The following is a 23,910-nucleotide window of genomic DNA, read 5'->3' as shown; positions in this document are numbered from 1 at the left end:
TGTCCGCCTCTACCAATCAGTGTAATGATGAAATCTCTTCTCGTGTTCGCAAAAAATAAAGTATTTTCTTAGTGCTTAGGTTAAGATAAGTCCCCTGTTTAAGCACTACATGCTACCCGCGTACGTTCTTTAATAGGTGATTGGAAATGGGCAACATTTTTTTCTTATTACGCTAACGAGACACGATACCATCATGACGAACAGGCAGCGGCGTACAACGGTAGCCTCGTTGAGCTAACGGGCAGATTAGCGTGGAACATACTTAGATTCCACATTGTGGTAATATAGTGTTAAAAGGAGTCGCAAAATGAATAAAATCTCAATGATCCTTCTTGTTATTTGTTTTGTATTAGCGGGTTGTAACTCCGATACAATCGATACGCCTCTCTACGAAGGCAAAAGCTTAGTTATTGGCGTTATAGGAGATGCTCCGAACATAAGAGAAGAAAATGTGAACTTCAAAAAAATAACTTTTAGCCAGTTAGAGGATCAGAATCTTTCGCCTGACTTTGATGCCATTTTCATTATGAAGGAACATCTAGCTGAAGCTGCAAATCAAAAATACGCAAAAAAATATATAAATGAAGGTATTCCTTTTTTCTTTATGGAGTCTAAGAAATCGTATATCCCGTTTATATACGAAGAGTTATCTTACGATGATGTTCCTGATCTTAACTCGGGTATGTATGCCACAGGCTACTTTCAATCTGATAAGGAATATCAATATTGGGGCTATGGATTATACAACGATAAAGCAAATGAACACAATATTGAGGATGTCTACACACGAATTTTTACAACAATCGAGTCCCTTGAAGTAACGTGAAGTAAGGATTTTATAAGTAACAACAGGGTGAGCTCGCCAAATAGCAGCCCCTTTATTTTTCGTTGAACTCCCATGAAAATTAAATCTGCAGTTGCAGAAAAGGGCAGCAGTAAAGAAGACGCAGCACATTCATTTTTTAAATAAGTACGCGCTTTAATTTATGTGGTATTCGAAGTAGATGAATTAAGAAACTTCAGAGATTGCCACTGAATAACCTAAGCTTTCGAGCCGTCGCACTGCATATCGAACAATAGATTGTTGCTTCTGTTTATCAAAATAATCTTCGCCTAAATCCACATACATTTCTTTACGCGTTAAGAGATAGTAGGCTATTCTCAACATCGAATGGGCAACCGAGATTGCTGCTCTTTTTCTACCTTTTCGTGCTGCCGTTCGTCTGTACATAGCTCCAAGATAGTTTTTTGAAGCGGCAACAGAGTGAGCAGCTTCAACTAAGGCCGACTTCAAATATTTGTTTCCGTTCTTAGCTTTGGTTGATTTCCTTTTTCCAGCGCTCTCGTTGTGGCCGGGTACAAGTCCTGCCCAAGAACATAAATGAGCTGCACTTGGAAACTGTTTTTTCACATCTATCCCAATCTCTGCTAGGATTTGTTCCGCCATTCGTGTAGCTATGCCTGGAATTGAATCTAACCGTTTAATATCGTCCTCGAAAGGGGTTACTCTTTGAGTTACTTCGTGATCCAGCAGCCCGAGTTGTTCATTTAAAAAATCAATGTGGGTTAATATGGTCTTTATCATAAGACGTTGATGAGGATTTACATAGCCATGGAGAGCGAGTTCAAGATCATCCTTTTTTCGTTTCATCGTACGTCTAGCGAAGTTCGCTAGTTTTTCAGGATCAACTTCACCATCTGCGATGGCATTAAGCATATCACGAGCTGAAACCCCCATAATATCCGAGACAACAGAGCCGAGTTTAATGTTTGCTCCTTCTAAAACCTTTTGAATGCGATTGTGTTGTCTAGCCCGTTCTTCAATGATACTGCGACGATAGCGAACAAGTTCACGCAGTTCCCTTTGATTACGATCTGGAACGAAACTAGGTTTGAGTAATCCGTGACGAAGAAGCTTCGCAATCCATTCGGCATCCTTGACATCCGTTTTACGACCAGGGACTGCTTTCATGTGTTGAGCATTTACTACTAAGAATTCAATGCCTTCAGCTTCTAATAAATTAACAATGGGTTTCCAGAATACGCCTGTGCTTTCCATGGCGACATGCGTGCACTCATTTTGCTTAATCCAATCGATTAATTGTAATAGAAACATCGTTTTCGTGGAAAACGTTTGAATCTCCTTTCCCTTAGAAGTTAGGATACAAGCGGTAATATTATCCTTATGAACATCCATACCGCAGGCCCGTTCAATAACCACTTCCATAGAAAAACACCCTTTCTACGGCGTTAATCAAAAAGAGAGACTGGTGCAGCAACCAGAGTAGGATTAATCTCCCATGAGTGCTTCCCGAAAGGGAGCGACAATCTGTGATGCACCGTGGTCGTTGGAGTCAGACTAACGGATGGGCTCATAGGCACCATAGTTCATCGACCTTCCTCTCCAGCCGTAGTAGCAGTATTGACGGATCCTACCATTTTCATCATCTGTGGTGCGGCGCGTGCGCTGCATGTGTGGCTAACGGGACACGATAGCTCAATAAAAACACTTGAAGACATCCGGATTCTTGATGGATGCATTGTTAGTTGAACAGTGATAAGGTGAAACAGCATCAATCATGGATTTTCCATAAAAAGGAGTCTCAACCGTGAATGAAAAAAAACCTATATATTCGTCTAACCTCGTCATTAGAAGCGCAGTCGACGATGATGTCGATATGCTGCGCGACGTCTTTCGCCGTGCGTCGCTGACAATCGAGGGCGACCGTGATCTCATCGCTACTCACCCTGAATGGCTTGTGTGGGACGACGCGATGTTGCCGTTCGCACGTGTCGCTGTTGTTGACGGGCGGGTCGTAGGCTTTGCGTCGGCACGTCCAGTCGACGATTTCCTCGAACTCGAGGATCTGTTCACTGATCCAGATTGGATGCGCCAAGGCGTCGCGAGTGCACTAATCGAAGACATTGTGCGGCGCGGTGTACGAGTAGAGGTGACCGCCAACCCGCACGCGATAGGGTTTTACGAGTCCGTTGGCTTCGTCGCCAGCGGCGTCGCCAACACACAGGGTGGGACGGCGCCACGGATGGACCTCGATGTCACGCGTGCTCGATTTTGAAATCATTAGAGATATAGAACTAAGTCAAATCAGATATCAAAAAGCACTTATATAATCACAACTCATTACGCTAACGGAACACGATAGCTCAATAAAAGACATTTGAAGGTAGCTGACTTCTTGAGATCGGCTACCTTTTCTCAACTACTATGAAAGAACGGATTAACTTTCATTCTCTGTGGTGCCGAGCGTTCTGCGAGGCATGGATGGCTAACGGGCAGTTTTCTTCAACAACAAACACCATTTGTATGGTGAAATATGTAACAAAATCATCTTACGGTAATATGGTGATAGAGATATGCCCAGGGAGGTAGATTTTTTGAAAAGGTTAGGAATTGCATTATTGGTTTCGGGTATAGGTTTAATTGGTTTAAGCGGATTAGAAAAGGTGTTAATCTTTGTTGCTGTGTCAAGTAAAACAATCCAAATCGAGGTAGTGAAGGGTTTAACTCCACCGTATATTTGGGGTATTACAAATTTGACTTTTTTTATGGGGTTATTCCTTAGTATATTAGGTTCTGTATTTTTTGCTCGAAAGAGCGAAGTGATCAACTCAACTAACGGGACACGTTAGTTGAAAACATCATGGAGCAGTTTGCCGGTTGGCAGCTGCTCCATTTTCATTAAGCTAACGGGCAGTTTAGCGCAACAAAGTGTTATTTTTATGATACTGTTCACCGTAAATTAGCCTATATCATATCAGATTTGTTGGTTGATTTTGTATTTCAAAATATGGTGTCCTAAATATGAATCGTCGTTTCAAAAATGTTTATCTATCTTACGAAAAATGCAGAGTCACCAAAAGTATAGTTTTTGACATTGTGAAGATGCGGAAGTGGGAATAAACTGACTTCGATTCTTTGATCTAATTACTGTCGTGTGCCTACAAGCTGTCAGGGTGGATTCTAGTCGGTCTGATGAGGTTTTAGGAGCGGGGGGATGTTGACATCCTCTTCGTGTTTATCGTTTTCAGATATGCCGTAAGCACTTCCATCGACCGACTATGAGTTTATTTTGAGACGATGTGAACATAAAAATTCCAATATATGGTATAATGCAATCATAGTAATACGATGATGAAAGAGCAATTCTATTCATGAAAGATGGTAGATTGCTGAGAAAAGAATAATTTTACATATATGTACGTTCCTTCTGTACTTAGGCGTTTCTTCATTTCTTAAATCGTTGGGCTAGTTGCCAGAGCCTATAAAAAATAACGGTTGGACAATGTTCGTTCTTATCGGAATAATAATGGCATTATTATATTGGTCTTGGCTTAAACACAAACATAAATAAAGCATGGATTTCATTAAACAAATATTTTTGAGAGGTGCATGAATATAATCAAGTTTAGAAATATCGTTTCAATTGCTATCGGATTAGGCGTTATTATTGTTGGATTTGTCATTTATTCATTCCTTTATGGTAATCCCTTTTTAAAATATAAATTTAATAATGAAATTCGAAGCTACTTAAACAGTCGGTTTAGTGAACAAATGATTATTACATCCATTAAATACGATTTTAAGGAATCTACATCATTGAGTGACCAGAAATTTATCGTAGTAGTTTACCCTAAAGATAATCCATCAGATACATTAAGAATATTCAAGGGTTATGATGGTCAATTCAGAATTTATTCCAATAGTAAGAAAATGTACATTAAATAAAAGAGGTTCTATACAAAAAAACCACCCCATTGTCAGGAGTGGCTTTGTCTTTATATACTGATGTATATTTTGTGGTCAAACTGTACTTTGTGTTTAGATACATTACGGTGAACCGTACCATAGATGACAGGTCATCATTACGCTAACGGGACACAATACTTGAGGAACTTGCCGCAGGCAGTTCCTTTTTGCTTATTGAAACTGGCAGCATAGTTTAAGATCGTACTCGGTGTACCATACCACAAGTAACGGCAAGTTTTTTTGGAGAATCAAGCGTGCTTTAGCAGGGGAAATATGGATAGTAATCGAAATGTTATTTTATGCCTTTTTATTCGATTCAGAAACCGAAAGGAGAAACGAAATGAGCGAACTAGGCGTTAAAGATAACATGTGTAGAGTGGTCAAAAGAGGATTCTCAGCAGTTGGAACAAGGCATGAAGCGAAGTATTCAGAATACCCAACCGTAATTCCGCAATCATTTGACTCTTTAATAAGTCGTATGGAGGAAATCCAAAATCGAACTGGTGAAAAATTGGCTCTATACGAACCAGGTAATTATGCACCCGATAACCTTGGAACCTACTATACAACCGCTCAAGTCACAGAGATTGGTTCTATTCCACAAGGAATGGTAAGCCAGACCATTCCTGTGTGCACTTATGCTGTCTATACGCACAAAGGTGAGATTTGGAAAATAGGTGATGCTTATGGTTCTCTTAACCGTTGGATTGATGAGAATGGCTACAAACATAGTAAAGGTTGGGTAGTGGAGTTGATGGACGAAAGATTTAATCCGACTTCACCTGAAAGTGAGCTAGAGATTTATACGCCAATCGAAGAGAAATAGTCGATGAAAGAGGAGTGACCCTCCAAACTATCGTTTGTGGGTCTTTCTACGTTCTGGCAACGCGACATTTCTTTGCAGGGAGGATTGTTAATTGCAACAACAAGTTGTTGATCTGATTCATAATATTATGGGTGTAGATATATTAAATATAACTAGAATGACCTATGGAGAAATGAATACAGTTTATGATGTTCAGTTGCCTAATCAAGAAATCATTTTCCGTGCAAACGAGATTACGATGCCTTTGGAAGGTACAAAGAACAACATAACAATTTTATCTGAGTTAGGTCTTCCCGTCCCTAAGGTATTACACGTTGATGTTACGAAATCAAAATATCCCTTTGCGTATATAATTCTAGAAAAAATACCTGGGCAAGACCTCCGATATGAACTACCTCATATGAATAGACAACATATTTCAGAACTGGCTCAGACTATAGTAGAGATACAAAAACTAGTAAAAACGTTGCCTCTTGGACAAGGTTTTGGATTCGCAGCAATCAACAGACAGGCGACTTCAAAGTCTTGGACGGAAATCATTGAATGGGATCTTCAATGTGGTATCCCCCATATTGAAGTCACGGTTGGGCAAGTTGGGATAACTCGTTTAATGCAACGAGCCAACCGTTACCTCTCCTATTTCAATCAAGTACAACCCGAATGTTTCCTAGACGACATAACGATTAAAAATGTCATCATGCATAATGGTAAATTACAAGGGATCATCGATCTCGATTGGGTTTGTTACGGTGATCCTTTAACAATGCTCGGGTTAACTCAAGCATCTATTATTGCTGATGTAAGTTATGATGCATTAATTTATCTGGATGAGCTTTGTCATTATTGGGGTGTAACAGCAGATCAGCGTGAACTTATTGACTTTTATTCAGTAATTCATGCCAGTAATTTAGTAAGGCTTCGACGAAATACAAATGAGTTGGATTCTGTTGAGAGGTTGGAAGAATCCATTTCGCGATGGATCTCTACATTTTGAAATTGCGATCAAAACATTAGCTAACGGGATACGATAATACTACGAAAGCAGGCTGCCGCACAAAACGGCAGCCTTTTCTACTACCGGGTAACGCAATATTCTAACGTGATGAAGGGAGTTTGATTTATGGAATTTAAAGAGATAACGTGGGACAACTTTATCGAATGTATTCAGCTACAAGTTTCAGAGGAACAGAAAAGCTTTATATCCTCCAATCAACATGCGCTCGCAGAAGCTTATATTGCCTCAAAAGAGGGTCAGGTAATTATTACATTTGCTATCTATAAGAACGAGAACATGGTCGGCTTTATTATGATGTATTATGACGATGGAAATGGTAATTTTGAATACAGTAGTTACGGAGTTTTTAAAATCATGATTGATGGAAGATATCAGGGCAAAGGGTATGGCAAAGAAGCGATGATAAAAGCTATAGAATTTTCGAGGGCATTTCCACATGGAGAAGCGAGGGTCGTTGAACTTTCATATAAACCTGAAAACGTGGTAGCCAAAAATCTATATACATCACTCGGTTTTGCTGAGACGGGGAATAATCAGCCTTCTGGTGAAGTACACGCCGAACTTGTCCTATAATAGCCCATTTATGTTGAACGGGGAATGAAAGCTTCCGTTAAATATAACGACAGCCTCGTTACGCTAACGGGTAGATTAGCGCAACATTACTTCATAGTTCTCGTCTATAGTATAGTTCGCCAAAATATGCTAAGAAAGGAATATAATATCATGAAAAAGGTTCTCATAGGAATTTTCGCTGCATTAATTTTATCTATCTCTTCACCTGCCTACGCGGCGGCAAATATGCAAATAAAAGTTGAGGGTATTACTATCGCCTCCGATGTGAAGCCCGAAATTAAGCACAATCGTACGATGGTGCCTTTGCGTTTTATTAGTGAAAATTTGGGAGCCAAGGTCAACTGGTCGGGTTCGAAAGTTACGCTCGTAAAAAACGATATGCAGGTCATCTTAAAATTGAAGAGCAATACAGCGGTGAAAAATGGTAAACCCGCGCTACTCGATGCAACACCCTATATTAAGAATAATCGCATCATGGTTCCACTTCGCTTTATTGCAGAAACGTTTAACTGTAGCGTCGAATTCAGAAATTCAACAGTATCTGTTGAACCTGCCCCATTTGTACTAGACGGCGTGACAGTGAAAGCATTGCAACACGAAGTTTACTATACAATGGGCAGCATAGTAAAACAAATGAATGTGAGTTCCTATAACGAAGCGATTTATCATATTTTTGAGAACAAAGGGAGTAAGGTGAATGCCCCTGCTAGATACACTTCGAGCGTTATAGAGCTTACACCGGGGGACTATTACATGAGTGGACAGTTTGATTTCTTGGATCAAAAAGGGAACAGCATTAAACGATTTAATCTTTATACTTTATCACAGTCCAAGGGCAATTCCGATGTTATGCTATATGATGCGACTGAAAACCAATGGTATTCGTTTACCTATTCAGCAGTTCAATCGATTTATCAGTTCATTGATACTGCCGGACAGAACGGTTTTCTGACGACGATCAGTGATACAAATCCATAAGGCAACACTTTTTTCTTATTACGCTAACGGGACACGATAGTTAAAATCATAATATGGTACTGCTTAGTTAGTTTTATTGAACGCATATATCAATCGAGGTGAAAAATGGATAAAAATAAAATTAATCTTTCTAAATCATATGATATTGATTCGCATCGTAGGGCAAATACTAAACCAGTTGAGTGGAAGCTGGTCGAAAGAGAAGAATTTCTGAGTAAGTTACTATCGTCGGATAAAAAAAAGTTGCTTGAAATTGGTGCTGGTACTGGAATTGATAGTATTTACTTCAAAGAAAACGGTATTGAGGTAACTAGCGTTGATTTATCCACTGAGATGATACGATATTGCAAGGAGAAGGGACTACAAGCATATGTTATGGATTTCTACCATTTAGACTTTGCAGACAACACCTTTGATGCAGTATATGCCTTAAATTGTCTGTTACATGTTCCCAAAAGTGAAATCAGCGATGTACTTCTAGGAATAAGACGAATAATGAAACCAGGTGCATTATTTTATATGGGACTTTATGGCGGGAACGATTCAGAAGGAGTGTGGGAGAACGACTGGTGCGATCCTAAACGTTTTTTCGCATCATATTCTGATATTTCCATAAGGACGTTGGTAAGAAAATATTTCAAAGAAATAAGTTTTAATACAATTCCATTACAAGATGGGCAACCGCATTTTCAGGCACTCATTTTACAGAAATAATAATCATTGAGAATGAGAAAATCTAATCTTGCCTTTTTTATTAAACTAACGGGCACCATTCCGATTAATCGATACGTATGGACGGAGCAAAGGTTTTGTACTGGTGAACAATTTTATCTGGGGGGAAATAGGTGTCTGATTTAACTCTGAAGCAATTGCAACAAATACTTAAAGAAAAGGACTATAAGCCTGAACTTAAACAGGCATACTTCCTTAAATTGATCGAGGAAATAGGCGAATTAGCTGAGGTTTTAAGGAAAGATAAACGGCTAACTCATCAGGACACGATAAAAGGAACCATTGAAGAAGAACTGTATGATGTACTTTACTACGTTACTTGCTTAGCTAATGTGTACGATATTGATTTAGAGAATTGTCATCGATTAAAAGAAGCGATTAATAAAGAAAAATACAGCTAAGGGATTAAGCTAACGGAGAACGATAGCACAATAAAGACATTTGAAGGCAGCCAGTTTTTGAACTGCCAACTGCCGGGCAAGATAACGGAATGACTAGTAAAGTGTAAAATCAAAAGGGCAAGAACATGGACGTATTTCCGATTTTTAATATTTCGCTAAACAGGTGTAGGAAATATCATCAAGAGGATTAGGTAATATTTGATTATAAACGAATATGACCTTTATTGTACTTATTCGAATTAGTTATAATTTACCCCATCAAACTGTTCATCATTAACGAAATGGAAACTACTTCCAAAATTCATCAGTACCGGAGGGTATCTTACAATATGAACATCAACTTGCATGATTGGATTCAGAATGCAGATTTCATGAGCATTCAAAAGGCAATGGCTATGGGTGAATGTACTTCTGAATCCCTTGTCCTTGCATATATCGAAAGAATTCATAGGTATAATCCATTAATCAATGCTGTATTAGAGATTAATCCAGATGCGGTTGAAATCGCAAGGAATCTTGATCGTGAGCTAAAATCAACAGGAAGTCGGGGACCTCTGCACGGAATTCCAATTCTACTAAAGGATAACATCGATACACATGACCAAATGCATACGAGCGCTGGTTCACTTGCATTGGCTGAGTCGTTTGCTCATGAAGATTCGTTCATAGCTACAAAGCTCCGCGCTGCCGGCGCAGTTCTCTTAGGAAAAGCAAATATGACCGAGTGGTCAAATTTTATGTCTAGCCGTATGCCAGCTGGATACAGTTCTAGAGGCGGTTATGTACTGAATCCATATGGGCCTGGCAAGCTTTTCGTTAGCGGGTCAAGTTCAGGATCTGCTGCAGCCATAGCAGCAAACCTAGCAGCTGCTGCAATAGGAACAGAAACCGCAGGTTCGATTATTGGACCGGCCAGCCAACATTTTCTCGTCGGGATTAAGCCTACGGTAGGGCTCGCAAGCCGTAGCGGTATTATCCCGATATCTTTAAGTCAGGATACACCGGGACCAATTTGTAAAACAGTCGCTGACGCAGCAGCTTTACTCGGAGTAATCGTTGGATATGATGAGAAAGATCAGGCAACTTGGAATAGTCCACATCCTACTGATCATGACTATACAACTTACCTCGACAAGGATTCTCTACGCAATGCTCGTATTGGAATTCCTAGATATTACTATCAATCCTTAGATGAAGAAAGACTTTCAATTATGGAGTCCGCTATCAATGTTCTACGAGAGCAAGGTGCTACAGTTATCGATCCAGTAGATTTACATCTGGAACAGCATCCATGGAACAATGATGTTATCTGTTACGAATTCAAAACAGGCCTAGATCAGTACTTATCTAAGTTGAACCCGGATCTCCCCGTGCATTCTCTACAAGAATTGATTGCATATAATCAGAAGCATGCTGCTTCTTCATTGAAGTTTGGCCAAGACAATCTGATACGCTCTGAACAAAATGCTCTAAAAGAAGCAACCTATCAACTAAAACGAGAAGAATATAACCATCCGGCTATAGCGGAAGGGATTGACTACGCACTCGATCAACACAGATTAGATGCATTAATGCTACCTGGTGACATTGATGGAATGTACATTGCTGCACGGTTAGGGTATCCTCTAATTACAGTACCAGCCGGTTATTCATCAAAAGGAATAATTGATGAAGATGGTGATTCGACGCAAGGTCCCTTTGGTGTAGTTTTTTCCGGGAGGGCTTTCAGTGAGCCAACACTAATCCGAATCGCCTATAGTTTTGAACAAGCTACACTAGTTCGCCGTCCACCAAATTTGAACTAGTTGATGTAGTTTCAGCTCGACGCAATGCGTTCAACTCCCTCGGTACGATTTAGTTTTCTCACGAATACTCGCTTATTCGCAGGATTTCGCCCTCGCTAGAAATACGGAACGATAGTTAGAGAAAGCTAGTTGAAGACCAGGACAATATGAAGGCGGGAGGAAATAAAGGGGGAGGTTAAAACCCCATATTCTTCCATATGATGCACACATTCTCCACGCCGCCCCTGGAGGTTCTCACTCCCATGTCTCAACGGGTCTTTGCCCTCTCATTCCTTCGTTACGCCTGTCCAAGGGGTGGAGGCCGGTCTTGCTAACGGTACGGGTCGGTGCCCTTTGGTTGAATGTATCCGGTACTCCGTGCTTTCTTTGAAACCCTGCGAATAAGCCAAAATTCGTACGACGAAACGGTTATCTTAAGCTTAAGCTGCTAGTTGAATTGGCATCGTTTTATGAGGATTGTATGCCTCGTTGCTACGAGCCATCCCTACGAGAATGCGAGCTAATTTACCACATAGTTTCATCAGGGACCTCATTTTCTTCATCTTTTTCACTTGAACATTGTACGTATGGATCGCTTTGAATTCCGGATTGTTCGCAACTAAACTCATGGCCATCATAAAGATGAAACGACGGAGGCGAGATCGTCCACGTTTACTAATCTTCATCTGACCCGTCCATTTCCCAGAGCTTGCTTCTGCGAGGTTAAGGCCAGCATGCCGCAGTAGAGCATTGCCATGAACAAATCCGCTTAAATCGCCGGCTTCACCAAGAATTCCAGCGAGTGAAATGGCGCTAATCCCTTTGACAGCAAGCATGGATTTAGCAAAAGGAATGCGATCTAACACGGCGATAATCTCCACTTCTACTATGCTTAACTGCTGGCAAGCAAGGTCGTATTCATCCAGTAACTGCTTCAAGTGAAGCTTGTAGGCATTCGTGGCTTGTCTAGAACCTACAGAGCTACTAGCAAGGGCGATAAGAGATCGAGCTTTCCGCTCACCAGAATGACGCTTCATCAGTGATTTCCAGCCTTCGATGATTTCTTTTGGCTGTAGTTTTCGAAGTTCTTCAGGTGTAGGAAAAAGACGAAGTGTGGCCAACGAACCGGTGCACATGAGGCTCTTAAAGACCTGCCGCAACTCGGGGAAAACAATGTCAACCCAACGATGGATTTGGTTTTTAGCACTCACGAGTCTCGTCACGACAGAGTCGCGGTTTGAGAGATAAACACGCAGCTCTTCAAAGGCCTCAGGCGTGCTGCGAATGAAAGAGTAATAACCGTTTTTGACCATATCTGCAATAACAAGTGCATCCTTTTTGTCACTCTTGGAAGGCGTATTGTCACGGTTTTCTTTGTTCTTCTTCACGAGATGAGGATTGACAAGAACGACTTCGATTTGGTGATCCGAGAGCCACTTGGAAAGGTTAAGCCAGTAGTGACCGGTAGGTTCCATCCCGACAATGGCTTTAGTTAGACTGTGTGATGCTTGTAGAGATTGCACCCACCGAAGGAGATTGTGAAATCCTTCTTCATCGTTTGAAAAGGAAAGGGGATTCCCAATAGTGATTCCTCGAAAGTTCACCGCACGTGCGACATGAGTTTGCTGGGCGATGTCGATCCCGACGACGAGGTGCTTGGCGGTAATCTTTTCAATGAGTTGATTTTGTTTCTCCTGTGCCTTAAACTTCATAGTAGAGCGTCCTCCTGGATGATGGGATTTTAAGGGCTATGACCCGTTGCGTACTCCCATCGTACCGAGGCGCTTTTCTTTTTGCAAAGACGAAATTAATCCATCTACAGGAATGCTAACGGGACACTATAGCTTAACAAATAACTAAGACACGGCTGCCGACATGGATCGGTAGCCGTGTTACGCTAACGGGCAGGATAGTTGAATCTTATTAAAGGGATATTCATCCATTTCTCGAATACTCCAAGTTCCGCTGCTTAGATATGCCCATGGGCGGTTAATCTGGATTGGGACCCCAACGACGGCAGAAGCCGTATCATGTGTGGGCACGACGACCAGTTGACAGTCCGGCAAGCGATGCGCGTGGACAAGATCAGGCAGAATAGAACCCAAGAATTCACCCGGTTCCTGCAAACTGGCGAACTGATCCTTGCGCAGTTGCAGCAGGCCCAGCAAATCTTCGTCAAAATCGCCCGTCTTCACGTTCAACAGTTGCGTCGTGGAAGCATTTGTGCGCTCATTCATCCGCCGGCCCGATAACCGGTAATATAAATAATCGGGTACGAGCAGAATACTGCTTGCACGGGACAATTCATTCGGACCATGAGCAAACAGCTGATATAGCGTATTTAAACCGCTGTTCCTGAATACCCGTCTTCGCATAGACTATTTCTCGGCTTATCCGTTGATGCAGCCGATCCGGTATATCCTCCGTGCGGTGATCGCGGTAAGCATAGACCTCGTGCATGCGAGACCCGGCATCATCCAGCAGCACATAATCTACGGCCCACGTATCGATCCCCAGAGTGCACGCTTCAATCCCTTGCTGCTTGGCCAGCTGCAGCCCCTTCACGATTTCCTGGAACAAGTACTCGATTTGTAACGCTTTCATCTCAATCCATCCTTTGCCTCAATGAATTTTGAATTGCACAAATTAAGTGTACATGGGAGTGGATGAGATGTCTTTGCACGTTATATCCCTATCAGGAATGGTTCAGAATTAGGGATGAGCAATAGGGCGGTTATATCGGCTAGAGGTTTGCACGATATTGACATTTTTACGTATCGCTTTCGCCTCCCATTTCATTCCATGCCGCGGGATGCGCCATGCGATAATCATGGGGCGTCATGCCCGTCAGCTTTTTGAACAGGCGATTGTAAAATTTGAGATCCTTGTAGCCGACTTGCTGGGCAATCGTCGTGACTTTGTCCGTCGTTGTCCTTAATAATTCGCAGCTCTGCTCGATTCGCCACTTGTGTACATATTCGAGGAAAGTCATGCTGAAGCATTCCTTAAATCTTCTTCGGAAGTGACGCTCGCTGAGACCGGCTTCCTCCGCACAGCGTCTTGCGCTGTCTGGCTGGAAGGAATTCGCTCTCAGTTGCTTTGCAATCGTGTATATAATCTCATCTGTGTCCCTTCTGCGCTTGGCAGGCTGAACGTGAGGGGAGGCTTCCAGCAATGGAGCGCGCGTCATGTAAGTAAGCAGACGGACCAGCTCCGCTTGAATGAGCGGGATGTAGTTGGCGCGACACCTTTGGAATTCCTCAAGCATGATATTGAAGCTGTGCTGGAACAATCCGTCGTGGTCATGGAACCTTTTCCATGATTGCTCCGGGAACTCTAATTGGAGCAGCCGTTGCACATCCTGATCAGGCTCGAAGGCACGGATCAACCGTTCCGAGAATGATTCGTTAAACAAACAGTTGTAGACGATAAGCCGTCCCTCCCCAGGGGCAGGCGTTGACGGTCGGAAGACGTGAGATACCCCGATTGGAAGGTAGAACAGGTCTCCCTTAGACACCGTAATCGTAGAGCCTTCAATATAATGATAGCCTCTGCCTTCGCTCACGTAACAGAGCTCGATAAATTCGTGTCGATGCTGCTCCAGGAGAAATGACTCTGAGACACGGTTTACATATACGGGCTGTTCCGGGAACAGGTACATACTGCTGCTTGTCACAAGCACGTTTTTTTTCATGGAGTTCCTCCTCTGATTTCTGTCATAAGGCATACTTATGTCCGAAAACAACCGATGATTGGTCCGAATCGCCCCTTTTATCCTTCATTTCTTCAATTATAATAAAAGTTGTTCTGGAATGGCATCATGAATCCGCTCAATACATTTGGAGAGGAGATCCTATTATGAATCAAGCCATATCATCGGATTGGCAAGCAGCATGGATATGGGGTTCTGGCCAACAGAGCCCGAGGAACGAATGGCGCTGCTTTCGCCGCTCCTTCATACCTATGAATCCTATCGAAGGGTCCACAGTGCGTATTACCGCCGATTCCCGTTATGTCTTGTTCGTTAATGGCAAGCAGCTTGGACGAGGTCCTGTACGCTCTTGGCATTCCGAATGGGCCTATGACGAATACGAAATTGAGCATCTGCTGGAACCAAGGAAGGAAGCGGTCATTGCCGTGCTAGTCATGCATTACGGCATCTCAACGTTCCAATATTTGCGAGGCCGCGGGGGATTATTACTGCAGTTGGAAATGCAGCAGCATGGTGCAGACACGGATAAGTTTATGGCGAACTCCTCCCGCATCGTAACCGATGCATCCTGGAAGACCGCCATCCATCAAGGATACCAGGCCAACTCCTCCCGCATCTCCTGCCAGCTGGCTTTTACCGAAGTCATCGATGCAAGGACTTGGGATGCATCCTGGATACAGCCCGAATATGACGATAGCGATTGGGAAGAGGCAACTGTTATCGGACCCGCAGGAATGGAGCCCTGGGCGGGGCTGGTAGCTAGAGATATCCCATACTTGACGGAGGAGCCTGTATACCCTTCTCGTGTAGAGAGCATACTCGGCGTGAAGCCGCCTGCCTGGAGCGCCGTCGTGGATCTATACGCATTGGTATCCCCGAATAGCGGCAACCATGCTAATAACGTCGCCTTCTGCGGCTACTTGGCGACGAAGCTGATTCTAGAGCATGCTGCTGTATTCACGATCGGCATCCCTGATTCAGGTCGCATTGACCCCGTCATCCGAATTGATGGGCGACTGTATCCAGTGGATAGCTATACAGGAGAAGAGCCCGAGAGGTATCTGACCGTCCATCTGGAGCCCGGAGATCATTTCATCCTGATTGATGTAACCGGTTGCAGTCATGGGCATGGTTTCCATATCGGCTTCGACTGCGAAATGCCATTTCAGATTCAAACGCTTGGATTAAAGGACGGGGAAACAGGCACATCGCCGTTTAGCCTCATCGGCCCGTTCGATGCGGTCGAGATCATTGATCATCAGCAGGCGAGAGACCTGGTCAAGTTCCATTCCGTTTATGAAGCGATCAAGACGGCCTCATCCGCTGCCGATATGCAGCCGTTCGAAGCTTGGATTCATCCGATCGCTGAGCAGTTCGTGAACCTAAATGACGTCTTCACCTCTTGCATCTGGAAGAAGTGCGAGGTGCCCCAACCCATGACGTCGTCCTTGCAGCATGCTGTGACAGCCGGGGCAGACGCTGCCTTGTTGCCTGTTATCCACGGTATGGATACGGAAATCGTCATTGATTTTGGACGGGAGCTGTCGGGATACATCGCATTCGAGCTGAATGCTGCGAGTGGGACCATCGTCGACCTGTATGGTTTTGAATATATGAAGGAGGGTTGGCGCCAGCATACCTACTCGCTGGACAACACAATCCGATACGTATGCCGTGAAGGCAGGCAAACTTATGTATCCTTCATCCGGCGCGGGCTGCGCTATCTTACGCTGACCATCAGAGAGGCCTCTCGACCGGTAAAGCTGTACGAGGTGAAGCTGCTCCAGAGTAACTATCCAGTTGCTAATGTCGGCGGCTTCCGCAGCAGTGACCTCATGCTGAGCGACATATGGGTAATTAGCCGGGACACGACCCGCCTGTGTATGGAGGATACGTTCGTGGATTGTCCAGCTTATGAGCAGGCGTATTGGGTGGGCGATGCCCGCAATGAAGCACTCATCAATTATTATACCTTTGGGGCCAGGGAGATCGTAGAGCGGTGTCTGAAGCTGGTACCAGGCTCCGCTTCCCAGACGTCCCTGTATGCTGACCAAGTGCCAAGCGGATGGAACAGTGTAATCCCGAACTGGACCTTCTTCTGGGTAACCGCTTGTCTGGAATATTATCGTTATGATGGCCGTCAAGCGTTCCTGAATGAGATTTGGCCTCATGTGAAGCTAACGATGGAAGCGTATCTACACCATATCAAGGACAAGGGTGTATTTGTGTTCCATGGCTGGAATCTGCTGGACTGGGCTCCATTTGAGCAGCCGAGGGAGGGAGTCGTCACCCCGCAGAACATGATCCTCGCAAGAACACTGCGGCATGCTGCCGAGATTGGAGCACTAGTCGGTGAAAGAGATCAAGTGTCACGTTTCGAAGAGGAGGCTGAGAAGCTGATCCGCGCTATCAATGAGTACCTATGGGATGAAGAGCGGCTTGCTTATGTCGACTGTATCCACAGTGACGGCAGCTTATCCTCTACCCTGAGTGCTCAAACGCAGATTGTAGCCTTTCTATGCGATATCGCGAAGGGAGACAGACTGGAGATCATCAAACCATATATCATTGAAACGCCGAAAGACTTCGTGCAGGTCGGGAGTCCCTTCATGTCCTTCTTCTATTACGAGGCTTTGGCTAAGATGGGACGTCTTGATATGCTCATGAAAGATATGCAGTGCAATTACGGATTCATGATCGAGAATGATGCCACCACGTGTTGGGAGATGTATCCTTGGAGCGGGTTCTACACGAATCCAAAGGTAATGACGCGCAGCCATTGTCATGCTTGGTCGGCGGGACCGGCTTATTTCCTCGGTGCTTATGTCCTTGGTGTTCAGGGTGTTACCCCGGGGTGGTCCAAGGTGAGGGTTGCTCCTGAGCCCTGCGGGCTGCGATGGGCTTCCGGCTCTGTGCCACTGCCTCATGGCGGACGTATTGATGTCTCCTGGAGGGTCGAAGAGGCAGGTCTGTTAAAACTAAGAATTGAAGCGCCGCCGGAGGTTGAGATCATAACTGAAGCACCGAAGGGCTACGAACTGAGGGTGGAATACCGAAGTAAGAATTCATCCAATAGAGAGGTCGAGTCGAAACGAAGGGTATCGGAAAAGGATTGGTATCCTTGATGGTTCTGATGGGAGCACTCTGGTTTGGCACGAATAACGTTCATGCGCAAGATGAATCTATACAGGACAGTGCGTTCACTTTCTTCAATGGAGCAGCGCGAATGGCTGACTCCACGGCACCAGACCAATATTCCGCCCGAATGGCTAACGATAATACGGGATGGAATATTCAGTATATGAATTGGGATTTCTCTCATCTGAAGCCTGGCACGTTATATGATGTCTACGTGAAGGTTAAGGTGAAGCATGCAGCATCCAATCCGTCAGGCGATGCTTTCAAAATAGGTGTTTACGATATCACAGATCAGAATTTTACGATTTCGGAGCAAACGATCACTGCGTCGGAAACGGAGGATAACGTATGGACGGATGTGAAGATCGGCATGTTCAAGCCGAACGCCTCTGTAAACTGGTTAAGCTTTTATGTATCGGGAACCGCCAATCTAACGCAAATATCGGATATTTATGTTGACGCTTTCATATTTAAAGAACATGAAACTTATACGATTGAGGACAATCTCTTCTTTAAATTTAACGATGCGGCTGCAGTTGTCGACCCTATGGCGGTCGATAATAGCGCGATCCGCATGACGAATGGATCGGGAGGTGGCTGGAATATTCAGGCTAAGATCGACGGATCCCGACTCGAACCAGGCAAGTCTTATACAATCTCCATGCAAGTAAAGCCGGAGAGATCGAATTGGGAAACTTCGACGGGAGATATGTTCGGCTATCTGGTTTATGATCTTACGGCGGAAACCTATCTGGTCAATCCGACAAGAATCCCATCGACATCCTCTTCTAAAGTTGCTTATTACCCTCAGTGGAATACCGATCCAATCGTAATGGATCCTGCTCATGATGTTCGTGTATGCTTCTTTCCTGTAGACAACGTGGCTAATTTTCCAACCTTCAAAGTCGATCGCGTCAGTCTGTCTCAAGTACCAGCGGATGAGAGCGCCGCGATTCCTATGTATGGAATATTAATATGGACTTATTTTTGCCCTGAGGAAAGTTTATTATGGGGGAAACGATGGATGTATAAAGAAGAACCTGAACTATCTGAGGGGGCAATTCGTTATGCAAAAGTAGCCTCATTGACAGGTATTGTGGTACTGACTATTATATTTGGAGTCCTAATATTTAGTTAGCATCAACATCCGTTTGTACTTTTTTGATTCTCGTGATACCTCAATCTTGTTCAAATAAAATCAAGGGTTGTTCCAAATAGTATGCAAAAAGCGGTTAAACTAACGGGACACGATAGCTAAATATTACACGACAGCAGCTGAAATTGATAAACGGTGGTTGTTTTTATCCAACTGACGTGAATCGATCCTTGAGTGTAAGAACCACCCAATGCTGAAAAATCCTTTAAGATGGTTCTTTTTTTCTCTCCTCATCCATGTCATTATTAAGAAAAAGGCTCAATGATAATTAAATTAATGTCAATTGGTGGTGCTGTGATGATTTCTCATAAACTAAAAGCAATTGAACAGATGGCTGAAGGCGATGGGTTATCACGAGAGTTTGAGGAACTTTTGATTCAAGGAGTGTCTATCGACTCCAGAACAGTGAAGCCAGGTAATTTATTTGTCCCAATTATAAGAGAGTTAGATGGTCATGATTATGTAAAAGAAGCAATATCTAAAGGAGCTTTGGCATCTTTTTGGCAGAAGGATCATCCAAACCCGCCTGTTCATTTGCCGCTAATCTTTGTAGATGATTGCTTAAAATCTTTACAAGAATTAGCATCTAAATACCGAAAAGAACTATTAGTTAAAGTAATTGGTGTTACAGGTAGCAATGGAAAGACAACTACAAAAGAGATGCTCAATTCAGTTTTGCAAACAAAATTTCGAGTTTATAAAACCGAAGGTAATTTAAACAGTCAAGTAGGTGTTCCATTAACGGTTCTGGGGATAAATAGGGATGCCGAAGTTGCAGTAATTGAGATGGGGATGAGTGAAAGAGGTCAAATTGATCAATTATCTCGAATTGTCCAGCCAAACATAGCTGTAATTACAATGATTGGAGTTTCCCACTTATCAAGCCTCGGCTCCAGAGAAGAAATAGCAGCAGCAAAATTAGAAATTGTAAACGGTTTACAGAATGGGGGATGTCTTGTTTATAACGGTGACGAGTCGTTATTAACCACAGGACTCGACAATATTCAAAGAAATACCTCAATACAAACCATTAGTTTCGGTCAAGGGGAGTTTAATGAAATTAAGTCTGAAAATGCAGTAGTAAACTCCAACGGTTCCTATTTCTCTATTGGCAATAATAAATTTTACGTACCACTTCTCGGTGCACATAATATTAATAATGCACTTGCTACAATTGCAATTGCATCAAAGCTGGGCTTAAATTCGACAGAAATTAACGAAGGATTTCGTACTTTAAAAATGCCAGATATGAGAATGGAAAAGATTTATTCTCCTTTGGGATATACAATAATTAATGATGCATGGAATGCTAGTCCTGATTCCGTAAAAGCAGCAATAAAGACTTTTCAAGAACTAACTGGTTATAGAGAAAAGTATTTAGTTTTAGGTGATATGCTTGAACTCGGTGACCAAGAGAAAGAGTTTCATCGATTAATTGGCAGAAACCTTGATCCGCTTAAAATAAATTATTTATATACATTCGGTGCTCTAAGTAGCTTTATTGCATTAGAAGCCGAAAAGAAATTTCCAATTGGCTCTGTACAGACATATATGGATAAAATGGAGTTGGCTAAAGCATTAAAAAGTATGATTAAGAAAAATGATGTGATTTTGTTAAAAGCATCAAGAGGAATACAAATCGATTCAATTCTTCCGATATTAATGCAGTAACGATTAAGCTAACGGGACACTATAGCTTAATAAATAACTAAAACGCGGCTGCCGGCATAGATCGGCAGCCGCGTTTCGCTATCGGGCAGGATTGTTGAAGCTTGCTAAAGGAATAATTCATTCGCTTCGAGAACTCTAAACTATTAGGTGGTAACCTTTTGTCAGATCCTAAAACTTTTTCAAAGGAGATAAGGGATATGTTTTTTTCTGATGTATGTCTAATTACAGAGGATGTAACAACTTTAACTAAGTTTTATGAAGTTATTTTACATGCAAAAGCCGAAGGGGATCATATCCATGCAATATTTCAAATGGAAGGGGCTGGATTGACGATATATTCGAAACAAACTGCAGAATCAGATATGAAATTTGATTTTTCAAGATATTGGGGATCGGGTAATATTACACTGAGTTTTAATGTTGATGATATTGATGTGGAGTATGAGCAACTAAAAGCATTTGATGTTGAATTTGTAACTGTGCCTACAACCTATCCATGGGGAGCAAGGTCCGTACATTTTCGAGACCCTGACGGCAATATCATATGTTTTAGAAGTAAATCAAAATGATTAAAATATAGAGAACATCTAATACCGTAAGTCTTCACTAGAGTAATTTTGTATTGAGCTAACGGGACACGATAGCACAGCGGTGGAACCGCTCCATAGCTTGTTTGCATTGCTGTAAATCCTCTCAGTTAACTGGTAGCGAGACTGAAACATGAAATTGTTTAGACGTTGTTTGCAAATCAAATGGAGTCACGGGGGTATAAATGGACATATACACAGCCTTTTCCATAGCCTTAACTATTGTTTTTCCTGGAGGCTTTGTTTTATTATTTGGTATTATCATTATAAAGGTCTTTATAAAGAAGAAACTACCTGATAACAATTACACTCCTTTTGATTACATAACAGCACAAACCAACATTGAATTTCATATAGAAAAAGAAGAGAAGGAAGAAGAAGCTGACAAGGGCGATGATAAATATAAGAATAGAAAGAAACATTCAGAAGACTTAACTAACGGGGAACGATAGTTGAATTAGACAGGGAGCAGATCGCCGTGGCAACTGCTCCCTTCTTTATTGAAGTAACTGGCAGGATAGTTCAATAAAACTGTTTTTTACACACTTCTTTATAGGGTTCAATGATACAATTTGCATATCTCTAAAGAGGATAGGTGAAAATCGGATGACTATTCAGCTTATACCAGTAACATATGAAAAAAAAGAAACGTTACGAAATCTAGCCGAGCTTTATATGTACGAATTAAGTCCTTACTTAGATACTATTGAAATCAATGAATTCGGTCTTTTCGATTATCGCTATTTGGACCATTACTGGACGGAACATGAACGTCATCCTTTTTTTATTTATGCTTCAGGAAAGTTAGCAGGTTTTGTCTTAGTTAGAGAATTTGAGCGGCTTGAAGAAGGGGAAATTAAATGGCTGATATCAGAGTTCTTTATATTAAAAAAGCATCAAAAACAAGGGATTGGTCGACTAGCTGCCCAACAAGTTTTTGATAAATTCAAAGGAAAATGGATTGTAGCGCAAATCGAAAGCAATATTATCTCTCAATTGTTTTGGGAACAGGTAATTTCCGAATATACCAAAGGAAAATATATAAGAACGAATCTGGGAAAACAACCAGCACATGAGTTTGAATCAATCTGAAAGGCTAAGGCTAAGGCTAAGCTAACGGGACACGATAGTTGAATCATGATATAGAGGCAGCTTGTCAAACGATTAGCTGCTGTTTTCATTGAAGTAACGGGCAGGATACCACAACAAAAGAAGGGTTGGGAAAGTTATAAATATTATATATGTTCATGTTCGACACTGGCTTTTTTGGTATGGAGTTTACGGATTATGTGATAAAAGTTGTAACGATGAAATTACACTTTATGCTGATAAAGAGAAAAATGACTTTTTAGGGTATTTCGAGCTTACAACTGAAAAGTGCCTAAAAAATCTGTTAGAAAAGGAACTTGATAAGACAGAGGATAAGAAATACTGTGATGAAATTGAGGAGTTCTTAAATAGTAAAAGCGATATTCATTACAGCTATATATATCCAAGAGATAGTGAAGATGTTTTAAATCAAGTTAATCACTTTGCCCCATTGAATGAAAATGGTCACAAACCAATTTACATTAATATGTGGTCAAAGCTATCAACAACTTGGGACGTAGATGGGATTAGGAAAAATGTAAGAATACTTATGGAAGAATTTTTACACATGGATATAAACAATGTAGAGTTGCTGGAGATTCCGACATATGAGGAAACAAGATTATCGTTCCAACAGGATTATGAACCATTTATTTAAAGCTAAACAAAACATCTTGGCATTGAACTAACGGGACACGATAGCTTAAACAAAGGCTGCCGAAAATGGATCGGCGGCCTCATTACGCTAACTGGTATATTTGCTGAACTACACATTTGTAGCATTATGTGAAGCAAGGATGTGAATGTATGTTTCAAGATGGATTTCCAAACCTTTTGAGAGACGATGTAAATAAAGCGGTTAGACTGATTCCCCATAAAACTTATAGTAACGTCACTATTGGTGTGTCCCAGGATATTATTCAATATTTTCAAGATAACAAAGTGATTAGGTTTCCTTATCGTATCTACTACATTGATATTTCAGATGAAGTTATACAAAATTTAAGTGTACGACAAAAAATGATTTTGCATTGCATTTATTCAAGAAGTTGTGACGGGTTTGTTCGCCAAAAGCATATATATTCGTTGCTTCAGATGGATTATGAAGATTGGACAATTCCTTATATCGTAAAAATATGTGATGAATATGTCGTAGAAATATTAGAAATGAATTATGATTTCTTAAAAGAAGAGGATACAGAACGTATTAAGAAATTTTGTCTTGAAAATAATGAATCGTTTTGCAAAAGCTATAATAGAATGACTAGCTATTGGAACGAATATTACAAATATAAATACAAAAATTTCCAACATTATATAGGCAGGAAGTTATTTAGAGAATGTTTTGGTTACTCTAGATCAATGGAACGTAGGAAAAAAGGAATTTATGAAACAAATAATAAATTGAACTACTATGAAAGAACGGATTAACTTTCATTCTCTGTGGTGCCGAGCGTTCTGCGAGGCATGGATGGCTAAC

At 41.9% G+C, this 23,910-nt stretch carries 21 protein-coding genes and 1 pseudogene; 18 read left to right on the top strand and 4 right to left on the bottom strand.

The window, feature by feature from the left end:
• Positions 1-307: 307 nt before the first annotated feature.
• Positions 308-826 carry a hypothetical protein gene (locus AC3WU2_RS26980; RefSeq protein WP_492458043.1) on the top strand — a complete coding sequence of 173 codons (519 nt, stop codon included), beginning with the start codon at positions 308-310 and terminating at the stop codon, positions 824-826.
• 183 nt (positions 827-1,009) lie between these two features.
• Here AC3WU2_RS26980 and AC3WU2_RS26975 read toward each other — a convergent pair whose 3' ends face one another.
• Positions 1,010-2,227 (bottom strand): IS110 family RNA-guided transposase, encoded by a 1,218-nt coding sequence (locus AC3WU2_RS26975; protein ID WP_492458042.1) that lies wholly within the window; start codon positions 2,225-2,227, stop codon positions 1,010-1,012.
• A gap of 382 nt (positions 2,228-2,609) precedes the next feature.
• On the opposite strand from AC3WU2_RS26975, the gene AC3WU2_RS26970 reads away from it, so the two are divergent.
• The 10 genes from AC3WU2_RS26970 (at position 2,610) to AC3WU2_RS26925 (ending at position 11,098) form a co-directional block, all read left to right on the top strand.
• The gene (locus AC3WU2_RS26970; protein WP_018759751.1) at positions 2,610-3,077 is read left to right on the top strand and encodes a GNAT family N-acetyltransferase; all 468 of its coding nucleotides are present in this window, start codon (positions 2,610-2,612) and stop codon (positions 3,075-3,077) included.
• 319 nt (positions 3,078-3,396) lie between these two features.
• Complete coding sequence (locus tag AC3WU2_RS26965; RefSeq protein ID WP_492458040.1) at positions 3,397-3,651, top strand: hypothetical protein; 255 nt, start codon at positions 3,397-3,399, stop codon at positions 3,649-3,651.
• A 760-nt stretch (positions 3,652-4,411) separates the two neighbouring features.
• On the top strand, positions 4,412-4,747 hold the full coding sequence (locus AC3WU2_RS26960) for a YfjL-like protein (RefSeq protein ID WP_492458039.1): 336 nt from the start codon (positions 4,412-4,414) through the stop codon (positions 4,745-4,747).
• Between the two features lie 361 nt (positions 4,748-5,108).
• Positions 5,109-5,594, top strand: a complete 486-nt coding sequence (locus AC3WU2_RS26955) for a GyrI-like domain-containing protein (protein WP_492458037.1) — start codon at positions 5,109-5,111, stop codon at positions 5,592-5,594.
• A 91-nt stretch (positions 5,595-5,685) separates the two neighbouring features.
• The gene (locus AC3WU2_RS26950) at positions 5,686-6,588 is read left to right on the top strand and encodes an aminoglycoside phosphotransferase family protein (protein ID WP_492458035.1); all 903 of its coding nucleotides are present in this window, start codon (positions 5,686-5,688) and stop codon (positions 6,586-6,588) included.
• A gap of 126 nt (positions 6,589-6,714) precedes the next feature.
• On the top strand, positions 6,715-7,182 hold the full coding sequence (locus tag AC3WU2_RS26945; protein WP_492458034.1) for a GNAT family N-acetyltransferase: 468 nt from the start codon (positions 6,715-6,717) through the stop codon (positions 7,180-7,182).
• A gap of 150 nt (positions 7,183-7,332) precedes the next feature.
• Entirely contained in the window at positions 7,333-8,160 is an 828-nt protein-coding gene (locus AC3WU2_RS26940; protein WP_492458033.1) for a copper amine oxidase N-terminal domain-containing protein, read from the top strand.
• A gap of 105 nt (positions 8,161-8,265) precedes the next feature.
• Positions 8,266-8,874 carry a class I SAM-dependent methyltransferase gene (locus tag AC3WU2_RS26935; protein WP_492458032.1) on the top strand — a complete coding sequence of 203 codons (609 nt, stop codon included), beginning with the start codon at positions 8,266-8,268 and terminating at the stop codon, positions 8,872-8,874.
• Positions 8,875-9,005: 131 nt separating this feature from the next.
• Complete coding sequence (locus tag AC3WU2_RS26930; protein WP_492458030.1) at positions 9,006-9,293, top strand: MazG nucleotide pyrophosphohydrolase domain-containing protein; 288 nt, start codon at positions 9,006-9,008, stop codon at positions 9,291-9,293.
• Between the two features lie 329 nt (positions 9,294-9,622).
• Positions 9,623-11,098 (top strand): amidase family protein, encoded by a 1,476-nt coding sequence (locus tag AC3WU2_RS26925; protein WP_492458029.1) that lies wholly within the window; start codon positions 9,623-9,625, stop codon positions 11,096-11,098.
• A gap of 419 nt (positions 11,099-11,517) precedes the next feature.
• Here AC3WU2_RS26925 and AC3WU2_RS26920 read toward each other — a convergent pair whose 3' ends face one another.
• From AC3WU2_RS26920 to AC3WU2_RS26910, 3 genes and pseudogenes are all read right to left on the bottom strand, one after another.
• On the bottom strand, positions 11,518-12,789 hold the full coding sequence (locus tag AC3WU2_RS26920; RefSeq protein WP_492458027.1) for an IS110 family RNA-guided transposase: 1,272 nt from the start codon (positions 12,787-12,789) through the stop codon (positions 11,518-11,520).
• A 225-nt stretch (positions 12,790-13,014) separates the two neighbouring features.
• Positions 13,015-13,666, bottom strand: a pseudogene (locus tag AC3WU2_RS26915) (FGGY family carbohydrate kinase); the annotation flags it as partial.
• A 181-nt stretch (positions 13,667-13,847) separates the two neighbouring features.
• Positions 13,848-14,804, bottom strand: coding sequence for an AraC family transcriptional regulator (locus tag AC3WU2_RS26910; RefSeq protein ID WP_492458026.1), 957 nt, complete (start codon positions 14,802-14,804; stop codon positions 13,848-13,850).
• A 131-nt stretch (positions 14,805-14,935) separates the two neighbouring features.
• On the opposite strand from AC3WU2_RS26910, the gene AC3WU2_RS26905 reads away from it, so the two are divergent.
• The 7 genes from AC3WU2_RS26905 to AC3WU2_RS26875 all read left to right on the top strand — a co-directional run bounded on the left by AC3WU2_RS26905 (position 14,936) and on the right by AC3WU2_RS26875 (position 23,861).
• Positions 14,936-17,914 (top strand): family 78 glycoside hydrolase catalytic domain, encoded by a 2,979-nt coding sequence (locus tag AC3WU2_RS26905; RefSeq protein ID WP_492458025.1) that lies wholly within the window; start codon positions 14,936-14,938, stop codon positions 17,912-17,914.
• The gene (locus AC3WU2_RS26900; protein ID WP_492458024.1) at positions 17,911-19,065 is read left to right on the top strand and encodes a hypothetical protein; all 1,155 of its coding nucleotides are present in this window, start codon (positions 17,911-17,913) and stop codon (positions 19,063-19,065) included. The genes AC3WU2_RS26905 and AC3WU2_RS26900 overlap by 4 nt, the downstream gene beginning before the upstream one ends.
• 279 nt (positions 19,066-19,344) lie before the next feature.
• Positions 19,345-20,754, top strand: a complete 1,410-nt coding sequence (locus AC3WU2_RS26895; RefSeq protein WP_492458023.1) for a UDP-N-acetylmuramoyl-tripeptide--D-alanyl-D-alanine ligase — start codon at positions 19,345-19,347, stop codon at positions 20,752-20,754.
• 158 nt (positions 20,755-20,912) lie between these two features.
• Entirely contained in the window at positions 20,913-21,323 is a 411-nt protein-coding gene (locus AC3WU2_RS26890) for a VOC family protein (RefSeq protein ID WP_492458022.1), read from the top strand.
• 203 nt (positions 21,324-21,526) lie between these two features.
• Positions 21,527-21,793: a DUF3951 domain-containing protein gene (locus AC3WU2_RS26885; protein WP_492458021.1), complete on the top strand. Its 267-nt coding sequence runs from the start codon at positions 21,527-21,529 to the stop codon at positions 21,791-21,793.
• Between the two features lie 154 nt (positions 21,794-21,947).
• Positions 21,948-22,433 carry a GNAT family N-acetyltransferase gene (locus tag AC3WU2_RS26880; RefSeq protein ID WP_492458020.1) on the top strand — a complete coding sequence of 162 codons (486 nt, stop codon included), beginning with the start codon at positions 21,948-21,950 and terminating at the stop codon, positions 22,431-22,433.
• 804 nt (positions 22,434-23,237) lie between these two features.
• Positions 23,238-23,861, top strand: a complete 624-nt coding sequence (locus AC3WU2_RS26875) for a hypothetical protein (RefSeq protein WP_492458019.1) — start codon at positions 23,238-23,240, stop codon at positions 23,859-23,861.
• Positions 23,862-23,910 lie beyond the last annotated feature (49 nt).

This window comes from Paenibacillus sp. EB106-05-06-XG162 (assembly GCF_058791655.1).
Note: the sequence above shows the minus strand (reverse complement) of the source record. Positions and strands in the feature narration are given on the sequence as shown.

Excerpts from the sequence above, each read along its gene's own strand:
- AC3WU2_RS26975 (WP_492458042.1), bottom strand. The coding sequence starts at position 2,227 with ATGGAAGTGGTTATTGAACGGGCCTGCGGTATGGATGTTCATAAGGAT.
- AC3WU2_RS26980 (WP_492458043.1), top strand. The coding sequence starts at position 308 with ATGAATAAAATCTCAATGATCCTTCTTGTTATTTGTTTTGTATTAGCG.
- AC3WU2_RS26905 (WP_492458025.1), top strand. The coding sequence starts at position 14,936 with ATGAATCAAGCCATATCATCGGATTGGCAAGCAGCATGGATATGGGGT.
- AC3WU2_RS26940 (WP_492458033.1), top strand. The coding sequence starts at position 7,333 with ATGAAAAAGGTTCTCATAGGAATTTTCGCTGCATTAATTTTATCTATC.
- AC3WU2_RS26880 (WP_492458020.1), top strand. The coding sequence starts at position 21,948 with ATGACTATTCAGCTTATACCAGTAACATATGAAAAAAAAGAAACGTTA.
- AC3WU2_RS26910 (WP_492458026.1), bottom strand. The coding sequence starts at position 14,804 with ATGCCTTATGACAGAAATCAGAGGAGGAACTCCATGAAAAAAAACGTG.
- AC3WU2_RS26935 (WP_492458032.1), top strand. The coding sequence starts at position 8,266 with ATGGATAAAAATAAAATTAATCTTTCTAAATCATATGATATTGATTCG.
- AC3WU2_RS26925 (WP_492458029.1), top strand. The coding sequence starts at position 9,623 with ATGAACATCAACTTGCATGATTGGATTCAGAATGCAGATTTCATGAGC.
- AC3WU2_RS26920 (WP_492458027.1), bottom strand. The coding sequence starts at position 12,789 with ATGAAGTTTAAGGCACAGGAGAAACAAAATCAACTCATTGAAAAGATT.
- AC3WU2_RS26945 (WP_492458034.1), top strand. The coding sequence starts at position 6,715 with ATGGAATTTAAAGAGATAACGTGGGACAACTTTATCGAATGTATTCAG.
- AC3WU2_RS26960 (WP_492458039.1), top strand. The coding sequence starts at position 4,412 with ATGAATATAATCAAGTTTAGAAATATCGTTTCAATTGCTATCGGATTA.
- AC3WU2_RS26895 (WP_492458023.1), top strand. The coding sequence starts at position 19,345 with ATGATAATTAAATTAATGTCAATTGGTGGTGCTGTGATGATTTCTCAT.
- AC3WU2_RS26875 (WP_492458019.1), top strand. The coding sequence starts at position 23,238 with ATGTTTCAAGATGGATTTCCAAACCTTTTGAGAGACGATGTAAATAAA.
- AC3WU2_RS26885 (WP_492458021.1), top strand. The coding sequence starts at position 21,527 with ATGGACATATACACAGCCTTTTCCATAGCCTTAACTATTGTTTTTCCT.
- AC3WU2_RS26955 (WP_492458037.1), top strand. The coding sequence starts at position 5,109 with ATGAGCGAACTAGGCGTTAAAGATAACATGTGTAGAGTGGTCAAAAGA.